The 18997-nt window shown below is 60.4% G+C and carries 15 protein-coding genes and 1 tRNA gene; 4 read left to right on the top strand and 12 right to left on the bottom strand.

Annotated features, from left to right (window positions below; all coding sequences use genetic code 11):
- Positions 1–964: 964 nt before the first annotated feature.
- The 9 genes from AC1RLZ_RS16485 to AC1RLZ_RS16445 form a co-directional block, all read right to left on the bottom strand.
- Positions 965–1585, bottom strand: a complete 621-nt coding sequence (locus AC1RLZ_RS16485) for a hypothetical protein (protein ID WP_493189537.1) — start codon at positions 1583–1585, stop codon at positions 965–967.
- Between the two features lie 248 nt (positions 1586–1833).
- Positions 1834–2682 carry a hypothetical protein gene (locus AC1RLZ_RS16480; RefSeq protein WP_493189476.1) on the bottom strand — a complete coding sequence of 283 codons (849 nt, stop codon included), beginning with the start codon at positions 2680–2682 and terminating at the stop codon, positions 1834–1836.
- 76 nt (positions 2683–2758) lie between these two features.
- Complete coding sequence (locus AC1RLZ_RS16475; protein WP_493189475.1) at positions 2759–3580, bottom strand: acid phosphatase; 822 nt, start codon at positions 3578–3580, stop codon at positions 2759–2761.
- Positions 3581–4187: 607 nt separating this feature from the next.
- Positions 4188–5195, bottom strand: coding sequence for a SphA family protein (locus AC1RLZ_RS16470; protein WP_493189474.1), 1008 nt, complete (start codon positions 5193–5195; stop codon positions 4188–4190).
- A gap of 336 nt (positions 5196–5531) precedes the next feature.
- Positions 5532–5840: a hypothetical protein gene (locus tag AC1RLZ_RS16465; protein WP_493189473.1), complete on the bottom strand. Its 309-nt coding sequence runs from the start codon at positions 5838–5840 to the stop codon at positions 5532–5534.
- A complete protein-coding gene (locus AC1RLZ_RS16460; RefSeq protein WP_493189472.1) occupies positions 5837–6658 on the bottom strand; it encodes a DUF2092 domain-containing protein in 822 nt (273 codons plus the stop codon). Before AC1RLZ_RS16460 ends, AC1RLZ_RS16465 begins: the two co-directional genes overlap by 4 nt.
- Positions 6659–6723: 65 nt before the next feature.
- Complete coding sequence (locus AC1RLZ_RS16455; RefSeq protein WP_492235749.1) at positions 6724–7071, bottom strand: HdeA/HdeB family chaperone; 348 nt, start codon at positions 7069–7071, stop codon at positions 6724–6726.
- A gap of 129 nt (positions 7072–7200) precedes the next feature.
- Positions 7201–9588 (bottom strand): arylsulfatase, encoded by a 2388-nt coding sequence (locus AC1RLZ_RS16450; protein WP_493189471.1) that lies wholly within the window; start codon positions 9586–9588, stop codon positions 7201–7203.
- The gene (locus tag AC1RLZ_RS16445) at positions 9572–10507 is read right to left on the bottom strand and encodes a formylglycine-generating enzyme family protein (protein WP_493189470.1); all 936 of its coding nucleotides are present in this window, start codon (positions 10505–10507) and stop codon (positions 9572–9574) included. Before AC1RLZ_RS16445 ends, AC1RLZ_RS16450 begins: the two co-directional genes overlap by 17 nt.
- A gap of 444 nt (positions 10508–10951) precedes the next feature.
- On the opposite strand from AC1RLZ_RS16445, the gene AC1RLZ_RS16440 reads away from it, so the two are divergent.
- Positions 10952–11968 carry a helix-turn-helix transcriptional regulator gene (locus AC1RLZ_RS16440; protein ID WP_493189469.1) on the top strand — a complete coding sequence of 339 codons (1017 nt, stop codon included), beginning with the start codon at positions 10952–10954 and terminating at the stop codon, positions 11966–11968.
- Positions 11969–12054: 86 nt separating this feature from the next.
- On the opposite strand, the gene AC1RLZ_RS16435 is transcribed toward AC1RLZ_RS16440, so the two are convergent.
- Complete coding sequence (locus tag AC1RLZ_RS16435) at positions 12055–13089, bottom strand: DUF1254 domain-containing protein (RefSeq protein WP_493189468.1); 1035 nt, start codon at positions 13087–13089, stop codon at positions 12055–12057.
- 909 nt (positions 13090–13998) lie between these two features.
- On the opposite strand from AC1RLZ_RS16435, the gene AC1RLZ_RS16430 reads away from it, so the two are divergent.
- Positions 13999–14637, top strand: a complete 639-nt coding sequence (locus AC1RLZ_RS16430) for a recombinase family protein (protein ID WP_493189467.1) — start codon at positions 13999–14001, stop codon at positions 14635–14637.
- 118 nt (positions 14638–14755) lie between these two features.
- Positions 14756–15910 (top strand): hypothetical protein, encoded by a 1155-nt coding sequence (locus tag AC1RLZ_RS16425; RefSeq protein WP_493189466.1) that lies wholly within the window; start codon positions 14756–14758, stop codon positions 15908–15910.
- A 52-nt stretch (positions 15911–15962) separates the two neighbouring features.
- On the opposite strand, the gene AC1RLZ_RS16420 is transcribed toward AC1RLZ_RS16425, so the two are convergent.
- Both AC1RLZ_RS16420 and AC1RLZ_RS16415 read right to left on the bottom strand, forming a co-directional pair.
- Positions 15963–17456, bottom strand: a complete 1494-nt coding sequence (locus tag AC1RLZ_RS16420; RefSeq protein WP_493189465.1) for a site-specific integrase — start codon at positions 17454–17456, stop codon at positions 15963–15965.
- A 175-nt stretch (positions 17457–17631) separates the two neighbouring features.
- Positions 17632–17718, bottom strand: a tRNA-Leu gene (locus tag AC1RLZ_RS16415).
- Between the two features lie 163 nt (positions 17719–17881).
- On the opposite strand from AC1RLZ_RS16415, the gene AC1RLZ_RS16410 reads away from it, so the two are divergent.
- Entirely contained in the window at positions 17882–18850 is a 969-nt protein-coding gene (locus AC1RLZ_RS16410; protein ID WP_493189464.1) for a complex I NDUFA9 subunit family protein, read from the top strand.
- The last annotated feature ends 147 nt before the right edge of the window (positions 18851–18997 follow it).

Raw genomic sequence — 18997 nt, 5'->3', positions numbered from 1 at the left:
CGCCGCGAGGCGATCACCTGGCGCCGAACGCGGGGTGTCAACACGCCACCCGCTTACTGGTCCTATCTTCGCCGCTACCCACGGGGCGCACACGCGGATGATGCCCGTCGCCGGCTTGCCTATCTTTCAGCAGCCTTTGAACCGCCGCCGCAGTTTTCCGTCATCGCATACGACGTGCCGCCGCCGCCGCCAGAGGAAGTAATCTACGTTGAGCGCCCGGTTTTGATGTTCGACGATCCCGATTTCGGATTTGCTCCACCGCCTCCGCCGCCGGTCATCTTCCTGCCGCCGCGTCCGGTCTATTTTGTCGATCTGCCGCCACCGCCGCCACCGGTCTATGCGTTCATTCTTCCGGTCCCGGATTATTCGCCCATTCCCGTATGGGTGCGGCCACCTGAGTATGTGGCACCTCCGCCGAGCAACATCATCTACAACAACATTCACAACACCGTCGTCGTCAACAACACGACGAATGTGGTGACGATCACCAATCCCAGCGGACAGGCCCAAACCCTTGCGCCTCCGCCCGCTGCTCCAGTGCAAGGCGCGGGACAGGCGCCGGCGCCCTCGTCCGGAGCTGGCCGCGTCATCGCTGCGGGGGTTGCGGGTGCAGGGGCTGCTGCGCTTCTGGCGCCTTCGCTGCCGCCTTCCGTCGCGACCAAGGCTGCGCTCGCGCCCAACCCTCCACCGGTGCAGGCGCCCAAACCTGTTATTCCAGGACAGCCGGTGCCGTCTCAGGCGCAATCCACGCCAGCAACAGGGCCAACGCCGCCGCCAGGCGCCATCGGCCCCGACGGCAAGCCTGTTCCCGGTGCACTGCCGCCGGCTGGTACAAAGTCCACGCCAGCGACAACAGGTCCGGCTCCGACGTCACCCACAAATGTCGCGCCCGGTGCGCGCCCGTTGACAGCTGTAAAGCCGGGGACACCGCCGGCCCCAGGAGCGCCTTCGACTCCAAATGCAATCAACAAGCCGCCGGGACAGGCTCTACCCGGAGCGAATGGTCAGCCGCTTCCGCCTGTCCCCGGCGCAGCTTCAGGCGCATCGCCAGCTTCCGGTGCGAAATCTTCGCCGGCGCCAGCAGCCCCTGTAGCTCCGGGTGCGAACAAGCCGGGATCGGCGCTACCAGGAACCAACGGCCAGCCGCTTCCAGCTGTTGCATCTCCGAAGGCTTCTCCGCCCGTCGGCGCAAAATCGTCCCAAACTCCTGGGCCTGCGCCCGCGGTGCCAGCAACTCCGCATTCGGCAACGAAGCCGGCCGCCACGCCGCCTGCTGCGCGTCCGGCACCACCGCCGCCACCTTCGGCGCGTCCAGTACCGCCGCCACCATCTGCCGCGCGTCCCGCGCCGCCACCGCCACCTGTCGCGCGTCCAGCACCGCCGCCGCCACCTGCTGCACGTCCGGCGCCACCGTCGCCGCCTGCTGCGCGTCCGGCACCGCCGCCGCCACCTGCTGCACGTCCGGCGCCACCGCCGCCGCCTGCTGCGCGTCCGGCACCGCCGCCGCCGCCTGCTGCGCGTCCGGCACCGCCGCCGCCACCTGCCGCACGTCCAGCACCACCAGCTGCCAAATGCGTGCTTCCAAACGGCCAGCCCTGCCCCTCACCGAGGTAAGGAAAGGAAAGGAAAAACCGTGGGGTGTTTATGTTGACCGCAAACCCGCCGATGTCCGAGCGGGTCAACCGCGGCACGGGCGTGCCTAGCGGGAAGTCCAGCTATCTTGGCTATCCCGCCGAAAGCGGAAGTCGATTCAGAATATTAGCGGCTTCAAGCGGTATCAGGGCGTCGACGATGCCGGCATAGTGCCTTGGTAAGTTCAGACACAAACGCTGGCTAATTCCCCGTCAGATAGAGCGGCGTCCTGAACGTCAATTGATAGGACGGCTGCGGGATCCATTGGATCTGCACCATCACACCGAACACGCGATTGTCGTTGTCGTCCATGCGGTCGAGGTCGAGGCGGATAATGGGTTGGGTAAAGGGCTGGATCAGCGTTCTGTTCAGGAGTTCAACGCCGCCGAATGACTGCACGCCGACGCGGGCGGACGCTTTCCAGTTATTCGGCCACTGATAGTAGCCGCCGGCATATCCGATCATGCTCGAACGGACCTCAGCCGTTGCGCTTTGGACCGCGACGCGGGTGTCCTGGAGGCCAAAGATAAATCCCTTGGTTTGATCCTCGTCCAATGCATAGTCGAACTCAATGACGTTGTTGAAATTGGTCGTCGCGAACGGCCCGCTCGGCAGCGATTGCGTGATGGTCGATTGCAAGGTGATGCTGGGGAGCGCACCGCCGTTCTGTTTGTAGAGGTCAGCCTGAAAGCCGACGTTCCAGCTCGCGATGTCGATATCCGTCCAGCCACCGAGCGGCATCGTGTTGGCATTCACTGAAACGCCGCCATAGACCGATACCCGATCGTTGAGATCGACGGTGAGAGGGATATCAATCGTGACCGCGTGCACTGCCGGCAACTTTTTATGGGTCGGCACCATCGACGGCGTGTGGCCGGCCGCGAGGGCGATCGCCCCCAGAACCGAAAACAGCGACGTGTTGCCGAAGCCGATTCCGATCGCACCGCCGGGCGCTGTCGCATAGGTGGTGCGGAGATCCAGATAGACGTTTGGCGGGGTAAATTGAGCCGCTTGATCGTTGTCGTCCTTGCCGGAGGCAGCATCGGTCACGCCCACGCAAATGGTGCAAACCAGAAACCATCCATGAATCGGTCGAAGACGCCCGCTGCTCAAAATCAAAACCCGCTTATTGCGTGGACAAGGCTGTTGTCTCGGCCGCACAAACCGGCGCAGCGCGCCTCGCTTTCGCAGCCTTCACTTCCATCTTTGCAGCTTTGAGGTCGGCAAGAAAGGTGGCGTTGGTCTGCAAGCGCGAGACAGTCGCCGCCCCCATGATGCGGCCCGCATCGACATCGCTCTGCCAATGCGCATCGCAGATCACGCGGCTCTGGCCGAAAGCGATGCCGCGCGTGAACAACTCGTTGGAACGCTCGGGATTGATCTGTGCGAAGACGAGGGCCCATCCCCAACCCGCAGCCGTATGGCCTGACGGATAGGAGCCGTCTCCACGCAGAATCGCTTCCTGATCGGCCCTGCATGTGGCTTCGTTGTGAACGACGAAGGGGCGAATGCGGTTGTACTTGTTCTTCACGCCATAGGTCGACAGGCCGAAGTCGGACAGCATCTTCTGCATCATGGCATAGAGGCGCGGGGTCTGTTCCTTGTCGATCTTGATGCCCATCGCGCAGGAAAAATTGTCGGCGGCCTGCGGGAAGGCAAGGTCGGCGTCGGTATAGGCCTGCTTCCAGCGGTCGGTGCCGCGCAGCGGGAGCGTTGCCTTGCGCGCCTCTTCGTCCCTGGCCAGCGCAGCCGAATCCTTCTCGGGGGGCGGACCGAGCAGGACCAGGCTGTTTGGCAGTTCGGACGGCTTCAGATAGCCGGGCGCTATCTTGAAATGAGGATCAGTGACCTTCGGTTGGGCTTCGCTCGATTGGGCGAGGACTTGACCGCAAATTGTGAGCAGCACGAAGACGGATGCGCCTGCGGATCGAACCAGGTTTGCAGTCATGGATAGTCCCTATTCATTTCAAGAGTGCCGGGATCATCAGGCGACTGAGTTTCCCCGAATGCGGGTCCCCGCCATCTGACCGAGCCGCCCCTTAGAAGGTAAGTCAGAGCCGCCGATCAAAAACGGTAGGTTGCTGCAATGATCAGTGCTCTGAAGATGGTTGCCACCTGACTTTTTCGGCACAACCAGTTGCCCCGTGAAAAAAACAATCGAAGCGGAGGCGGTAAAGGTGTGGTTCCAGTTTAATTATCGGATTCCTTGGGAAGACGGAAGCAAAGCCGAGCCGGTGCCGACGTTCCGTGGAGCGGATTGTTCGCGGACGCCGATGCCTGCGTCCAGCCAGATTGCCTCTGATCGACAGGCGGATCCTATCCGGTCATTTCGTACAGACGAAGGCCAACCGTCTTGCCACTTCGCGCCAATCGCGGCCGGTCAAGCCATTTAGCGATCTCTACGTCCCGCTGATGCGTGCTCCATAAACGGCGGCACTGAGTTCTTCGAAATTTGTGAGCCGGTGTGTCCTGACTGATATGCCGTCATCAATCCTATCCATCGTTCCTCAGAACATCGACAAAGAACAAGCCTGGAGGCTTCCCAGTTGAAGGAGCTAGAATTTGGCTTTTATCGAGCGCCCATCGGCGAGCGCCATTACATTGGTATCCAACGCGACGGGCACAGACACGGTAAAGTATCCGGCAGTGCCTTCCATGCGGTTCACGGCATCGAATTCACGATAGATTTTCAGGCGCGTTGAAATCGGGAGCGTCCCGACCTCGAACGTGTACCCAATCGAGCCGCCGAGTGCGACGACACGACCCTCAAAGGCGCCCAGCCTCGCGCCTGTTCCGGAGTCCGCCGTCAGTTGCTGGTAATAGTAACCAACGAGCCCGAGCGTGAATTCCTTGGTGACGTATTTAGTTGCTGCCCATTCGAGGTGGAATTCATCGCCACTCTTGTAGTCGGTCGCCGTGTTGGTCTGGTTGAAGGTTACGCCTACCGCGGCGGAGAGATCCCAGCCAATGGCAGAATCTAGCCATGTGAAAGTGCCGAAGACGTCGAGCGCGGGTCTGTTCAGCGAGGCGTTCGACAGTTGACCGGCGACATACGTTCCGGACGGGATTACACCGCCGACGCCGAGCTGCCAGTGAAAATTGCCCGACTGCCACCCGACAAAGGACTGGAGAAAGAAGTCGCTGAGGCTAGCATTCTTGTCCGTCACGCCGACACCGATCGGCCCGAAGCGCGGCGAGTTCACCAGCAGATTTGCATTCACGCGCGGCTCACCAACGGGCACCGTCAACGAGAATGCGAGATTGCCGCCGAGAATCTTGGCAGGTGTAACCCAGAGTGTTGTTGGCAATTCGATCCAGCTCTGGGCCGAGACGTCTGCAACGAGAAGACCACCAGTCGGCAGAGTTCGACCGCCGCTGAGTTTGCCGTCGTAATAATAAAAGTCGTTCTGAAAGAAGACGCCGGGCGGCGGCGTAATGCCCGCGCCGGTTGCGTGTGACCCGAGGAGGGAGACACTTACGCCGCCTTCGGCTGCTATGACTGGACTTTGTGACCAGCACAGCATGGCGCAGGCAGCGACCGTCATCGTCAAAGAGAAGCGCATCAACAAACTCCGCGTAGTAAAACAGCACAAATCAAAAATGGATCAACATACGCGTAAATCGATATTCGTCACACCGAATTCCCGCGCTGCTTACATTATTCGCAGGGTGTTGCGTTACATCGAAAGGCGACACCACGCTAAGGGAGCCGATCTTGGATGGGGCCATTCCAGCGCAAACGCATTCGCGCTGAGACAGGATGCGTCAAGAAAAGCTGGAGCGCTTTCCGATGGAAGCGCGCTCCAGCTATTTCAGTAACGTTGAGAACACCGCATCGTCGCTGCTCGACGTGAATCGACAACCACCACCTGCTGAAAGAGCCCTCGGTCTGAGTGCGATCAGTAGCACCGGTTATAGATTCGGCCGTAGACGTCGACCGCCTGAACGCAAGCGGGTGGCGCGGCGACGACGGCTGCACCCGCGACTGCTCCGCCTACGATGGCTCCACCAACGACGGCTCGGCGCGTCGTTCGCCGCGCGACGCCGGCGTAACTCAGGGGCGTGAGCGGAGCTCCGATGAGTGCCTCAGCCGAGGTCATGAACGTGCCGCCACGCGTGAACGACGCCTGTTCGCTGACCGACAGACACAGGATGGCCACGCTCGTTCCGAGGGCGATTTTCAGCAGCTTGCTTTTCGATCCAGTCATTTCTTCTCTCCGCTGGGGCTGATTCCTGGAGGAATCTCGTCGATATGGCCGAGATCCTGAAGCTCGCGCTTCTTCATGTCTGCACTCGGCTTGAAAGCGAATGCATCGGCACTGGTGTCGGGGCTGGTTTTCCAGCTGCTGATTCGGAGCGTGTACTGAGGCGCGCCTGTCACCGTTTTGGTGGTGATGATGTATTTGCGCGGAATTGGCGTCGCGCCTGGTTCTATCCAGATCTGCCAGTCGGCATCCGGCGTACGGAACGCCAGGTGTTCACACTCATGGCCATCGATGACACCCCTGCCGATATGCTTGGCGTCATAGACTCCATCCATCAAGGCTGCATAGGAATTGGCGAGAAGAAGGTCGGCGCCCGGCGCCTCGATACCGGACTTGTCGCGAATGCGGTCGACGAGTTGATCAATCGTACCGGGGACTGGCATCTGCCCGTAGACTTTGCGGGCACGATCGGAAACGGTGAAATTGGCGCCATCGTATACGAGCTCAACGTCGGCGTAGCCGCCGGTCCGTGTCACGCGGAGTTTGTCCGGCCGATGGAGGGTAAGTTGCCCGGAACTGGCAAACTGAATCTTCTGCATGTCCGGGGTCATGATCTCAATATCGGAATCATACGATATCGAAACATTCTTTTGATTCGCGATGTAGTCGGACATTGCGCGCAGGATGGATGCAGCATTATCCGCGCGGGCAGCGCCAGCTCCGATGCATGTCGCAGATAAACCCGACGCGATCAGGAGCGCGGCAACAGAGCGGATCGATCGGCGCCCCGCATTCAAGGGCGTTCTGGATTGGTTTTTCAAGGGATGTTTCCTGTTACTTGTTAGTTAGCCGGGCCGGCAATTCAAACTGATGCGGGAATCATCATTCATTTTGCCGTGCGGACCTTTTCGGCCTTCAGAAGAGCGTCGATGGCCTTGATGATCGTCGTGCCTTGATTGGCCTTGCAGTAGACGATCAACTCGTGAATGCCTTCTCGAACTCTGGGCAAGTTGATGGACGACTTCTTTCCGAGGCCATTGTACCAACCGCTGTACCAAACGCCGAGAAAGTTCGCGTCTTCCTGATACGTTCCGGCAAGTTGCGCGCAAGTCAGCTTCTGCACGTTGATGTAACCATCCGCATCAGCATAGGCCTTCAATTCGGTTTGGGCTTGAGCCGAGCCCAGTGGGGCTGCGCACGCAACAGCAAGAACAAAAGCAAGTTGCTTCATCATTGAACGTTCCTTTCGAGATTCAGCAGGCGTTATCTGCAGGGGTAGTGAAGTTCGTTCTCGACCGGGAGCAGCGAACACCTTCGATCTCCGCTCCCAGTCAACGATTACTCAACGTGGTCAAACGACCACTCAGTTCAGATACTCAACCCGTAGACGATTGATTTTCCCGTTGAACGCAAAGGGCTTGCGGTCGAAATACGCGAGCGAGACGGGGGAATAGCTGTCCCGGCCGACGTCGAAGGCATCGTTGGCGGTAAAGCTACCTGGTGCCGCGCGTGGGACACGGCCCTTGCTGACTTCTTTGCCGTCAACGCGGATGACGATGTCGAGAGACGCGGGGCGGGCGCCGCTGGTCTTGCGCGTTGTTTCGACCTCGATCTTGACCTTCCCGGTCGGGAGCGGGGCTGACGTTTCCAGCTGCGTCCGTTCGATCTCGAACAGATTATACTCGTAGTGGAGCTTCCCGTCCTCGACCCACAGGGCGATGCCGCCCGAGACGGCGCCAAGCGCATAGAGCACGCCCTTCGAGGCGGGCTGCAAATCCGCATCGATGGTGACGAGGTTGCTACGCGATCCGAGCTTCGGCGCGGTGAACTCGGGAACGCCGACGACCTCCTGCGTGAAGCTGAACGACTTGGCGGGATTGGACGGTGCGTCCTCCGGGTGGAAGATCGCGGACCATAGCGCGCCGCCCACCGGATAGACCTTATTATCTTTCGCGCTTACCTCGAAAGCCTTCTTCAGCTCGTCGAGCTTGCCAGGATTGGCGGCGGCGACGTCCTTCGCCTGCGAGAAATCCTTCTTGAGATCATGGAGTTCCCAGACATCGTTCTTCGGCGACCATGTCATGATCGAGGGATCGACGCCCGCTTGCCAAGGCACTCTCGGCCCAAATGTCGAAGCGATCCACCCGTCCTTGTAGTAGGCGCGACTCCCCATGACCTCGAAATACTGCTCCTTCTTGTGGTCCGGTGCCGTCGGGGACACGAAGGAATAGGTCATGCTGGTGCCGTCGAGCGGATCCTGGCTGACGCTGTCGACGAGCTTCGGCGGCGTGATGCGCAGGATGTCGTAGATCGTCGGCACGATATCGTTGACGTGATGGAATTGCGGACGCGGCGTCTTGTCCGCCTTGATCTTGCTCGGCCAGGAAACGGCGAGCGGCGTGCGGGTGCCGCCAAAATGCGCGGCGATCAGCTTTGTCGACCGATGGGGCGTGGAGCCGGCCCAGGCCCAGCCGGCATGGTACATGTTGTCCACCTTGGGCGAGCCGAGCACGTCCAGGCCGCCGAGCTCGTTCATGGTGCGGATATGGTCCTTGATCTCGGACGGAATACCGTTCTGGGCCAGGAGCTCGCTGATCGTGCCGTTCTGGCCTTCCGCGCTCGAACCGTTATCGCCCCAGATGTAGAAGACGAGCGTGTTGTCGCGGATGCCGAGTTCGTCCAAAGCATCGATCAATCGGCCGGCCTGCGCATCGGCGTGTTCGGTATATCCGGCGAACACTTCCATGAGCCGACGCTGAAATGGCTTTTCGTCCTCGGGAATGTCAGTCCATGCGGCCAGCGTCTTCGGCCGCGGCGTCAGCTCGGTGTCCTTCGGAATCCAGCCGAGCTCCTTCTGGCGGGCGAAGACGCGTTCGCGCATGACGTCCCAGCCTTCGTCGAACTTGCCCTTATATTTGTCCGCCCAGTCCTTGAAGATGTGATGCGGGCCATGGGAGGCGCCGGGGGCCCAATACATGAAGAAGGGCCGATCCGGCGTCAGCGCGCGGACCTGCTTCATCCATGAGACGGCCTTGTCGGTCATGTCTTCGGTGAAGTGGTATTCCTTCTTCCCTTCGGACGGATTCACCCGGACTGTGTTTTCGACGACCGCAGGCTCCCATTGCGAGGATTCTCCCGCCAGGAAGCCGTAGAAGTAGTCGAAGCCGATCCCCTGGCCGGCCGGCCAGTTCGTATAGGGGCCGACCGCCGTGGTCTCGTTGGCCGGCGTGTTGTGCCATTTTCCGAAGGCGCTCGTCGCATAGCCGTAATAGCCGAGGACCTTCGCCGCGGTCGCCGATGTGCGCGGGATCCGGCCAGAATAGCCGTCCCAGTCGTTCGCCAGTTCGGTGATCTGGCCGGAGCCGACGCGATGGTGATTGCGCCCGGTCAGCAGGGCCGCGCGGGTGGGTGAGCACATCGCGGCATTGTGGAAGCGGTTATAGGTGATCCCGTCTCCGGCAACGCGGCTCAGCGTCCGTGTATCGATCACGCCGCCGAAGGTGCTCGGAAGCGCTGGACCGACATCATCAAGCATGATCACGACGATGTTCGGCGCGTTGGCCGGGAGATGCGACTTCACCGGCAGGGGGCTGTAGGTCGACTCCGCGATCGTCGGTCCGGCTTTGCTCCCTGAGGGCTTCGGCGGAAACGGCAGCGATTCCTGGGCGACAGCAGGCGTTCCCAACAACAGGAGAGTCGTGCTCACGCCCAACCAGCGCGCCCTGAGATGATTATTAGGAGGCTTTTCCATTCGATTCTCCGTTTCGAACAATGCATCTGAACCCGACGTGACTTGTCGAAGTATCGATTGCTTCTGGATGGCGAGCTGCAGGCCGATAGCGGCGGCAATAATTCGGAGCGCATAGATGCGAGCCGCCTTTGAGGACCTTCCGCGGGATTTTTATTTCGGGAAGGCATGGATCGTAGCTGGCTGACTCATGGCCGCCGCGAGGATTGCTGGGCACGCAGCAGGCTTTCGTCGTGTCTGCTTCGTGCTGCGCGGAGTACCAGTCGGACGTCCACTCCCAGACGTTTCCGATCATGTCGTAGAGGCCGTATCCGTTAGGCGGAAAAGCCTTCACAGGCGACGTGCGGGCGTATCCGTCCTGGTTATGATTGACTGTCGGAAACGACCCTTGCCAGGTATTGGCCATATGCCGGCCATCGGGGATCAGCTCCGATCCCCATGCGAATTCGGCCTGTTCGAGGCCTCCTCTGGCGGCGAACTCCCACTCGGCTTCTGTAGGAAGATCCTTGCCCTTCCATCGTGCATAGGCCAGCGCGTCCTGGTGGGTGACGTGGACGACGGGATGATCATCTCGTCCCTCGATGCTGCTAACCGGACCATAGGGACGACGCCAGTTGGCGCCCTCGAGAAACGACCACCACTGCGACCAGTCATCAAGACCGACACGCCCGGTCGGCTCGCGAAAAACCAGCGAGCCCGCATACAACATCTCCGGCATTATGCCGGGATAGTCTTTTGGATCGGGCACGGATTCGGCAACCGTGCGATATCCGGTTGCGGCCACGAACTCGGCAAACTGAGTATTGGTGACAGGAGTCTCGTCAATGAAGAACCCATCGACACTGACGCGGTGAGCCGGCCTCTCTTCGGGGTAGTGCCGATCCGAACCCATCCAGAACGTTCCGGCACTCACGAAGATCATGCCGTCTCGTACACGCTCCGATCGCAAATCCGTCTGAGCCGTTTCGGCGCAGGTCAGCGTTCTCAATATGGTGGTTCCAGTTTACTTGTCGGATTCATTGTGAAGGTGGAAGCAAAGCCGGGCCGGTGCCGACGTTCCGTGGGCGGAATCTTGGGGGAGCCGGGGCCTGCGCCCGGCCCGGTTGCCTTCCGATCGACAGGCGAACCCTGTCCGGGTCATTTCGTGCAGACGAGGGCCGGCCGTCTTGCCACTTCGCGCCAATCGCTGCCGATCATGTCATTTGCAGGTGAATTCTTGCCGCATGTACTCGACGCGGCGACCGTTGCAATTCGAGGCCGACAGGTGCCGGCAAGAGAACGGTGACATTCTCCGGGCTCGCCAGTAGCGATTCGAATGAAATTGTGGCTGATGAAAAGTGCTGACTGATGATCGCGACGAGACCCAATGGCTAATATCCCTTTAACGCGCTGCCAGTTTCTTCTGCCCTTCGTCGGGATTCTCGATGAGACCGGTGCGCCGACGAGTTCGCTTCTGACAAAGTTTCGGCTTCCGTCGTCCCTGCAGGACAAGAGCGATCTCTATGTCCCGCTGATGCCCGCAATCCGTTTCATGGAAACAGCGCGGAGAAGCCAGGGCATTGAAGAATTCGGCTTCCTGGCCAGCCAGCGGCTGCATTTCTCCCATATGCGCGAGAAAACGCGGGCCCTGATCGCGCACTCCCCGACGCTGCTCGTTGCCCTGCGGCACGCCTGCACATGGGCGCCGCGGGAGGATACGATCCTGAGCATGTGGATTGAGCACGATGACGATCACGTGCGGATTTGCAGCAGGCTCGCCGGGACAGAGGGGCTCCTGCATATGGAGCATCTGCAATGGATCCAGAACATTTTCTCCATACACATCGTGCGGCAATTCGCGGGGCCCGACTGGACGCCGGCAACGATCGCCTTTGAAGCGCGCTACACGCCGCGTCCGGCGACGCAATCCTTGTGGCCAACTGTGCGATTCCTGTCAGGGCAGCATGCCGCGTGGATCGACTTGCCGATCTCGCACCTCAGTCTCGCCAACCGTCGGAAAGATTTAAGCCCTGCGCCGCACGCTCACGAGGATGGCCCTTCCGGCTATGACATCGTTGAGCTGCTGAAACTGATGCTGCCGTCCTATCTGGACGACGGAATTCCAGCTCTTGCCGAAGTCGCTGAAATGGCTGGCGTCAGCACACGAAGCTTTCAGCGCAAGCTCGCGCATGTCGGCCTGAGCTATTCAGATCTGCTCGACACCGTCAGATATGAGAATGCGAGCAAACTTTTGCGCGACACGGATGCCAGGATTATCGATATCGCCTTTTCTTCCGGCTACACGGATCCGGCACACTTCAGCCGCGCCTTCCGCCGAATTGCCGGTGTGGCGCCGCGACAGTTTCGCGAGCAATCCCGGCTGGGAAACCGGGTGTCGCCTTGAGTGTTTCTGCGCGGCCTCTGACACGCCAGTCGGCGTATCGGGATGACGGTGGGGGATTAGGTGTGCTCAGTCCTTCAGCTTGAGGCTCAGTTTAAGGGCTTGGCCTCCGGGAGTTTCCACTCGCCGCTGGCAAGGGGTTGCTCCGGCCGATAAAGCCGGACGGTGTAGTTCCAGCCTTCAACGATCGGCAGACAGTTGGGGATCTTGCCGTCACAGCCGCCGAACTGGACTGTCACCGAGCCGTCGGCATTCTTCTTCGCGGTGATGTCGTTGAGCGAATAGGCATTGTATTCGTTTTTCTCGAAGAATCCCTTCGCGTTGTACACGCTGACCGACCAGAAATCCTTCACAGGCACAGTCTTCGGCATATTGAAGATGTAGACCGTCTTGCCGTCGTTCTTCGCAGGCGTGAAGCTTACGTAGATGGCGTCCTTGTCCGGAATGCCACCCCACCCGGCAGCCGTGCCGATCAGGTGCTGGATCGGATCGACCTGGCCGCGGGCGCCAAAGGAACCGCGAAACGACGTCTGGAACTTTGCCAGTCCGAGCAGCGCATTGCGGACGTCCGTCAGGCTCCCTTCATCCCAGTTTGGAAGGTCGAGCTTGCCTGTTGCCTTCTGGCTGACCTTGATGGCGTCCTGAAGCTTGTGGACTTCGTCGAGATCCTTCGGATCATTGGGATTGACCAGCGTCCGGACAGCGACGAAGGCATAGCGGGTGCCAACGGATTTCTGCGTCAACGTAACCGGCTTCGTGCCGTAGGCGACGATTGGCAGGTAGTGATCCTGATCGACGACCATCATCGACATATAACGCTTGCCCGTGTCAGGCAGCGAGAGCGTTACCGGCCCGCCGGCAAGATCAAATACGGCAAACGAATACAGCGTATCCCGATTCATGCGGATGACCGTTTGCTTATCGATCGATACGGGCTCCCGGGAATGCTGAAACTTGCCCAGCCCGCCTACGGCCTTTGCATTCGCCGCGAGGTAATGATCGGTCTCCGCGCGGGTGAAATTGTCAACGGTGACCGGCATTTTGCTGGCTGGCGCCTGGGCAAATGCTCCACCGGTCAGTGCAACCGAAGCAAATGCGAGACTGATGCCAACCGAGCGGAGCATGGACGTACCTTTTCATTCATCTGACTAACGTGGGGGCCATTTCGAGCATAGGCAGATCACCGGTCTTGCCATTTTGCGCCAATTGCTATCCGGCGACCGCCTTTCTTCCATTGGAGGGATAAAGGCTCGCACTGTGATCGCTCACTCCCCGACACGGCTCGTTGCGCCGAGACACGCCTGCCGTCGGGCCTCACGGCAGGACCAGGCAGAAGCCCATGCCGCAGCAGAGGGCGGCCCTCCATCGTCAACCGTCACCCTCGGGATTTTGGCGAAAATCTGAGAACACCTCCCCCTCGACCGGGAGTGCTTGGCGCATCCCCCATGCGGGGTCATCGCTTATTGGCTACGTCAGGAGTGGCGCAAATCTCGGCGATCAAGAGGTGAGGGCCAAAGTGCAGCATTCTTGCCCCTCCCGCTACGATAACGATGCCAGAAGTATAGCTGTCGGACGGCCCGCCTCAGTCGGGCATGCTCCCTAGACGACCGCTTGGTTCTGATCCCGTGAAAGGCGGTCCACCACGCCAGCGCCCATGATGTCACGAGGCCGAACAGCAGCGGTGACGAACCCTGCTCCATGAATAGCCATACGATGAAGATAAGCGCTAGCAAGCTGAGGGCCATCGTCATCAAGATCGACTTCAAGCGCCCGAACAGCGATACCGCCAAAGGCAGAAGTGTCAGCCCCACAAGAACTAGAAATGCGTTCCACATGCACGGCCTCAGCTCACGGCGGTAAGACTTGCTGTTTCCTAGCATGAGGATTGAGGTAGACGAATGATGCGTCCTCGTACGTTAGGCTGTAGCCATACGAACAGCGAAAGGCGTCGTCTTTCTGCGTCCGTTAGGGTTGACCACCACCATCGGACACGATACTCATCGGACAGAAGCCTATCGAACACGGAGCCCATTGTGTCCACGATCCTCTATGCCCGAGTTTCTACGAAGGACCAGACCATCGACCACCAGCGCATTCAGGCCGAGGCCGCTGGTTACAAGTTCGATCATGTTCTTGCTGACCATGGCGTCTCGGGGGTCAGCACCCGTCTCGCAGAGCGGCCCGAGGGCAAGCGTCTGTTCGATATCTTGCGCAGAGGCGACACCTTGGTTGTCCGGTGGGTTGATCGGCTTGGCCGCAACTACAGTGACGTAAGCGACGCCATCCGAGAGTTTATGCGAAGGGGCGTCATTATCCGCACCGTCATTAACGGCATGACTTTCGATGGTGCGACCAGCGACCCAATGCAGATGGCGGTCCGAGACGCGCTCATCGCGTTCATGGCTGCGACAGCGCAGGCCAACGCAGAAGCGATCAAGGAAGCTCAACGTGGCGGCATTGCTCTCGCGAAAGCCACCGAGGCCGAGACCAAATATCGAGGACGCAAGCCGAGCTTTTCGCGAGAGCAGCTCACGGTCGTGTTGAACATGCTCGATTTGTCGGCAGGCGTCGGCGACATTGCATCAGCCACTGGGCTTAGTCGGCAGACCGTCTACCGGATCAGGGATGACCGGGTCGCGGCAGAGGCAGCGCTGGCGAGCTGGGCGGCATAGAGATGATGCGACATGATGATCGACGTGGCCCGATCAGTGTATTTGTTCGCGGAGCCAAGAAGTCAGCCTACGATGCGACATTGCGCTGCCGCTTGGTGGCGGTAGATGCGGAGCCACAATGGACGAAGAGTTCACGGATATCCCGATCTCCGACGTAACGCTTACATGCGATGTCATCGTCGAGGATGGCCGGTTACTTGGATCACTGGGCATTCAGTACTCGGAGCCCCTACCGCTGGCGCTGTACAGCATCTGGGCCACTGAGACTGGCGAGCCCGTCGGCGTCGCCGGCCTCAACGATCATAAATCACCGCGATATGGTCGCTTTCAGGTTCTTGTCGCAACGGATCAAAGGGCTATGTGGGGCCGCAAGTGCCCCCATTGTGACGGCTACTGGAGAACCGCGACACCCGGCTTCGCAGCAACCGCTGTGTGCTGTTACTGCGGAGGGCATTCAGCCTCCCACGAATGCTTGAGCGACGCGCAAAGAGCCTATGTGAGGGCAGCCTGCGGCTTCTTCACGGGCGTCCTTGAGCAAGACAAGGCTGGACATTGGGAGATCAGGGCGCGGGAATTGTTGGATCGGGGCATAGCTGAAGGAATGCCTGCGACTCCACCTGAGTTTTTCGTCGAGAAATCGAAGCAGACCAAGTTCACCTGCGAATCATGCGGGAACCTAAACGACATACTTGGCCGCTTCGCGTTCTGTTCTGGCTGCGGCACGAGGAACGACCTGGCAATGCTGGAGGCTGACGTCGAAGCCCTCCGCAACGCTGTGAACGGGGGCAGCATTCAGCTCGCAACTGCGTTGAAAGAAGCGGTTGACGGGTTCGACACGATTGGCCGCAACATCGCTCGACAGCTATGCGCTCTCGTACCAATGACCCCGGCCCGTTACGGACGGTGGGAGAAGGCCAACTTCGCTCAGCTCGACGACATCGCGACCGGGCTAAAAGCAGACTTCGACATTGACGTCCTTAAGGGACTGGACACGCACGACCGCTCGTTCACAAATCGCATGTTCCACCGCAGGCACCTCCATTCCCACAAGGGCGGCGTGGTCGATCGGAAGTATTTGGCCGATACGGGAGACACCTCCGTGGAGACCGGGCAACTGCTCAAGGAGACTCAGGGGGACATTCACCGCCTGCTTGGTTGCGTGACGCGCATCGCCAAGAACCTGCTGGCCGGCTTCCACGAAATCATCCCGGTCCTCGACGGACCTATTGCTCACCAACGCGACAAGCTGGCCGCAATTAAGCGAAACCGATGACGATTGCGTCGAACACTTACAGCGCCCGAGCGCGGTTCAGGCTGCCGCCATCTCAGCGAGTCCCCCCCCCCGAGAGCCCTTCAAGATCGTACCTCGGGTACTTAGCCAGAGCGGTCGCCATCGCCTCGAACGTACGGTCACCATAGTCGTCCGCCACATCGCGCCTTCCATGGCCGCAGATAGCGTTCACAACGCCTTCGTTCGCGTCAACATTCCGGCCCACTGTCTGGAAGCGATGACGCCAACCGTGGTTAGGGCTCACCCGCACATCTTCCACAGTCGTCCGCACGAACTCGCACAGCCGGTTCTTCACGGCCTGAACGCGCCCCTCGGCCTCTGCCCGGTTCTTGGCATTGACGAAGAGATAGCCGTTTGAGGAGCTGTTGACGAAGTCGGCGAAGCCAAGCTCCAGCAGATGCGGATGCAGCACAACACGCCGCGTCTGCTTGTCCTTCACCTTCCCTGCCTCAGGCGTAATGGTGGCGATCAAGTACCGACCATGCCTCTCGATATCGCCACGACGAAGCTGGACCATCTCGCCGACCCGAGAGCCCGTGTAGGCGCACAGCCAAGGAACCCATCGTTTGGCTGCTGCCGTCTTGTCCAGTTCGCGCGGAGCGGCGACGTAATCGCGTGCCGAGCGTAGGACGGAGATCGCCTCAGGGTGCGTGAACCCCTTCTCGCGTTCATGGTTCTTCTTGCCGAGCTTCAGCTTCAACTTCGGGACGGGGCTCTGGGGTATTCGTCGGTTCTCTTCAGCCCATCCGAAGATGGACTTCAGGGTCGCAAGGTCGGAGTGCTTGACCGTCTTGAGCGAGATGCCAGCGGCTAAGCGTGCATCCTTCCAGCGGATCACGTCGTCGGGGGTCAGTCTCAGGGCATCGTCGTGCCCAACGAAGTCTACAAACCGCTGCAGCAGCGAGCGGTATTCGTCGAGTGTCTTCTCGGTGCGGTTGGCAAGCCGCGCCTCCCGCTCCCAGTCCGCGAACAGCACCATGACGGGGACCCTTGTCGGCGGGTCGTTCGCCAACGTCGCGGGCTTCCACTCGGGTATCTTCTTCTCAAGCGGATCAGCTTCGTAGTCGCCCCGTCCACGTCGCTCCAACAACGCAGTGGCATCCTTGAACGAGCGATGGAGAGCCGCAGCTAAGCGCACCTTCGTCTCTTCCGTGACTTGAAGCCCAACCTCTTCCAGCAACTCCTCTACGTGCGGCCACATTTGCTCTTGAGCAGTCGCCGCGTCCCATTGCTGAGCCTCGTGGTTCTTGATCCCCCACAAGGTCGCCCGACCGGGGTCCCGCTCCCAGACCTTTTTTGTCCGCCTATACCACTCGCCAGCGAGCGCGGTCACATCGTGATGGTCAAGCCGAATAGGGCCGTTCTTCAACGACGCCCAGACCTTGTCGAGATAGGAGAGCGCCGCCGCTTGGCGTTCTTTGGCTATCTTGGGATCGCTGGTCCGAAGCGAGACCTTCACGATGCCACCGCGACCGACGCGCACAGGCACGACGACCTCGCCCACAGGGATGCGGAGAGTGGTGTTCACGGCTGCAGCGAGCACCTCACTGGGGACTCGCTTACGGAGATAGTGAACTTCGGAATTGAGCCGAACAGGAGAGGGCATTCTCAGGAGCATGTGTACCGCCTCTGTGTACCAGAGAGACGGCCAAATCCCCTTGGAATAGGGGAAGTTGAACGAATACAACGAGATAGAGAGGGCGTGGTGCCCAGGAAAGGACTCGAACCTTCACGGCCGTTAAGCCACTGGCACCTGAAGCCAGCGCGTCTACCAATTCCGCCACCTGGGCACGTGCGAGGCACGTGGCGCGGTTAGTAGGGGGCCGTTACGCGCTTGTCAAATTGCTTCGTTCAATTCCAAATCCGCTGTACAGGCCCCGCGTGTTGGCGTATCGCGAATTGGTCCAAATTCCCCCGTTTTGCCCTTGCATGACTGACTCAAGGAACTGATCCATGGCTGCCCCCATCGACACCCTCGTCACGGTTTTCGGCGGATCCGGCTTCGTGGGACGCCATGTGGTCCGCGCGCTGGCCAAGCGCCAATACCGGATCAGGGTCGCGGTGCGCCGTCCGGAATTGGCCGGCCATCTGCAGCCACTTGGCCGTGTCGGACAGATCAACATTGTTCAGGCCAATCTGCGCCACCCGGCCTCGATCAAGGCCGCGATGCGCGACGCCAGCATCGTCGTCAATCTGGTGGGTATCCTGACCGAGAGCGGCGCACAGACCTTTGATGCCGTGCAGGCGCGGGGCGCCGGCGCGGTGGCGCAGGCCGCCGCCGAAATCGGCGCGCGGATGGTGCAGTTTTCTGCCATCGGCGCCGATGCCAATTCTGAATCGGCCTATGCCCGCGCCAAAGCGGCCGGCGAGCAGGCCGTGCTGGCAGCCGTGCCATCGGCAACCATCCTGCGCCCGTCGATCGTGTTCGGCCCCGAGGATCAATTTACCAATCGATTCGCCAATCTCGCCCGGATGGCCCCGGTGATGCCGGTGTTCGGCGCCACGACGAAAATGCAGCCGGTCTATGTGGGCGATGTGGCCCAGGCGGCGGCCGATGCCGTCGACGGCAAGACCAAGCCGGGCGCCACCTATGAGCTCGGCGGTCCGGAAGTGCTGACGATGAGTGAAATCATCGACATCATTCTCAAGACCATCGAACGCAAGCGCATGACGCTGCCGGTGCCGATGGGCATCGCCAAGCTCCAGTCGTATTTCCTGCAATTCGCGCCCGGCGACTTCAAGCTGACGCCGGATCAGGTCGCCATGCTTGGTGTCGACAATGTGGTGTCGGACGCAGCCAAGGCGGCCGGCCTGACGCTGGATGGCCTCGGCATCCCCGCCGATTCGCTGGAAGCCATTGCGCCACAATATCTCTGGCGTTTCCGCGCGACCGGCCAGTTCGCGCATAACGGCATAAACTGACGATGTCGTCCCCGCGCAGGCGGGGAACCAGACACGTTGTCGATCTCATTCAAGCGCAGCAATTACGGCCTCGCCGTTCTAACCACCGGGGCCGTGGTTGTGGGCCCCCGCTCCACGCACGCCTTCGGCGTGCCAGGCGGGGATGAC

The organism is Tardiphaga sp. GW822-FHT04G09 (assembly GCF_058800725.1).
This window is presented reverse-complemented; position numbering and strand designations above follow the sequence as displayed.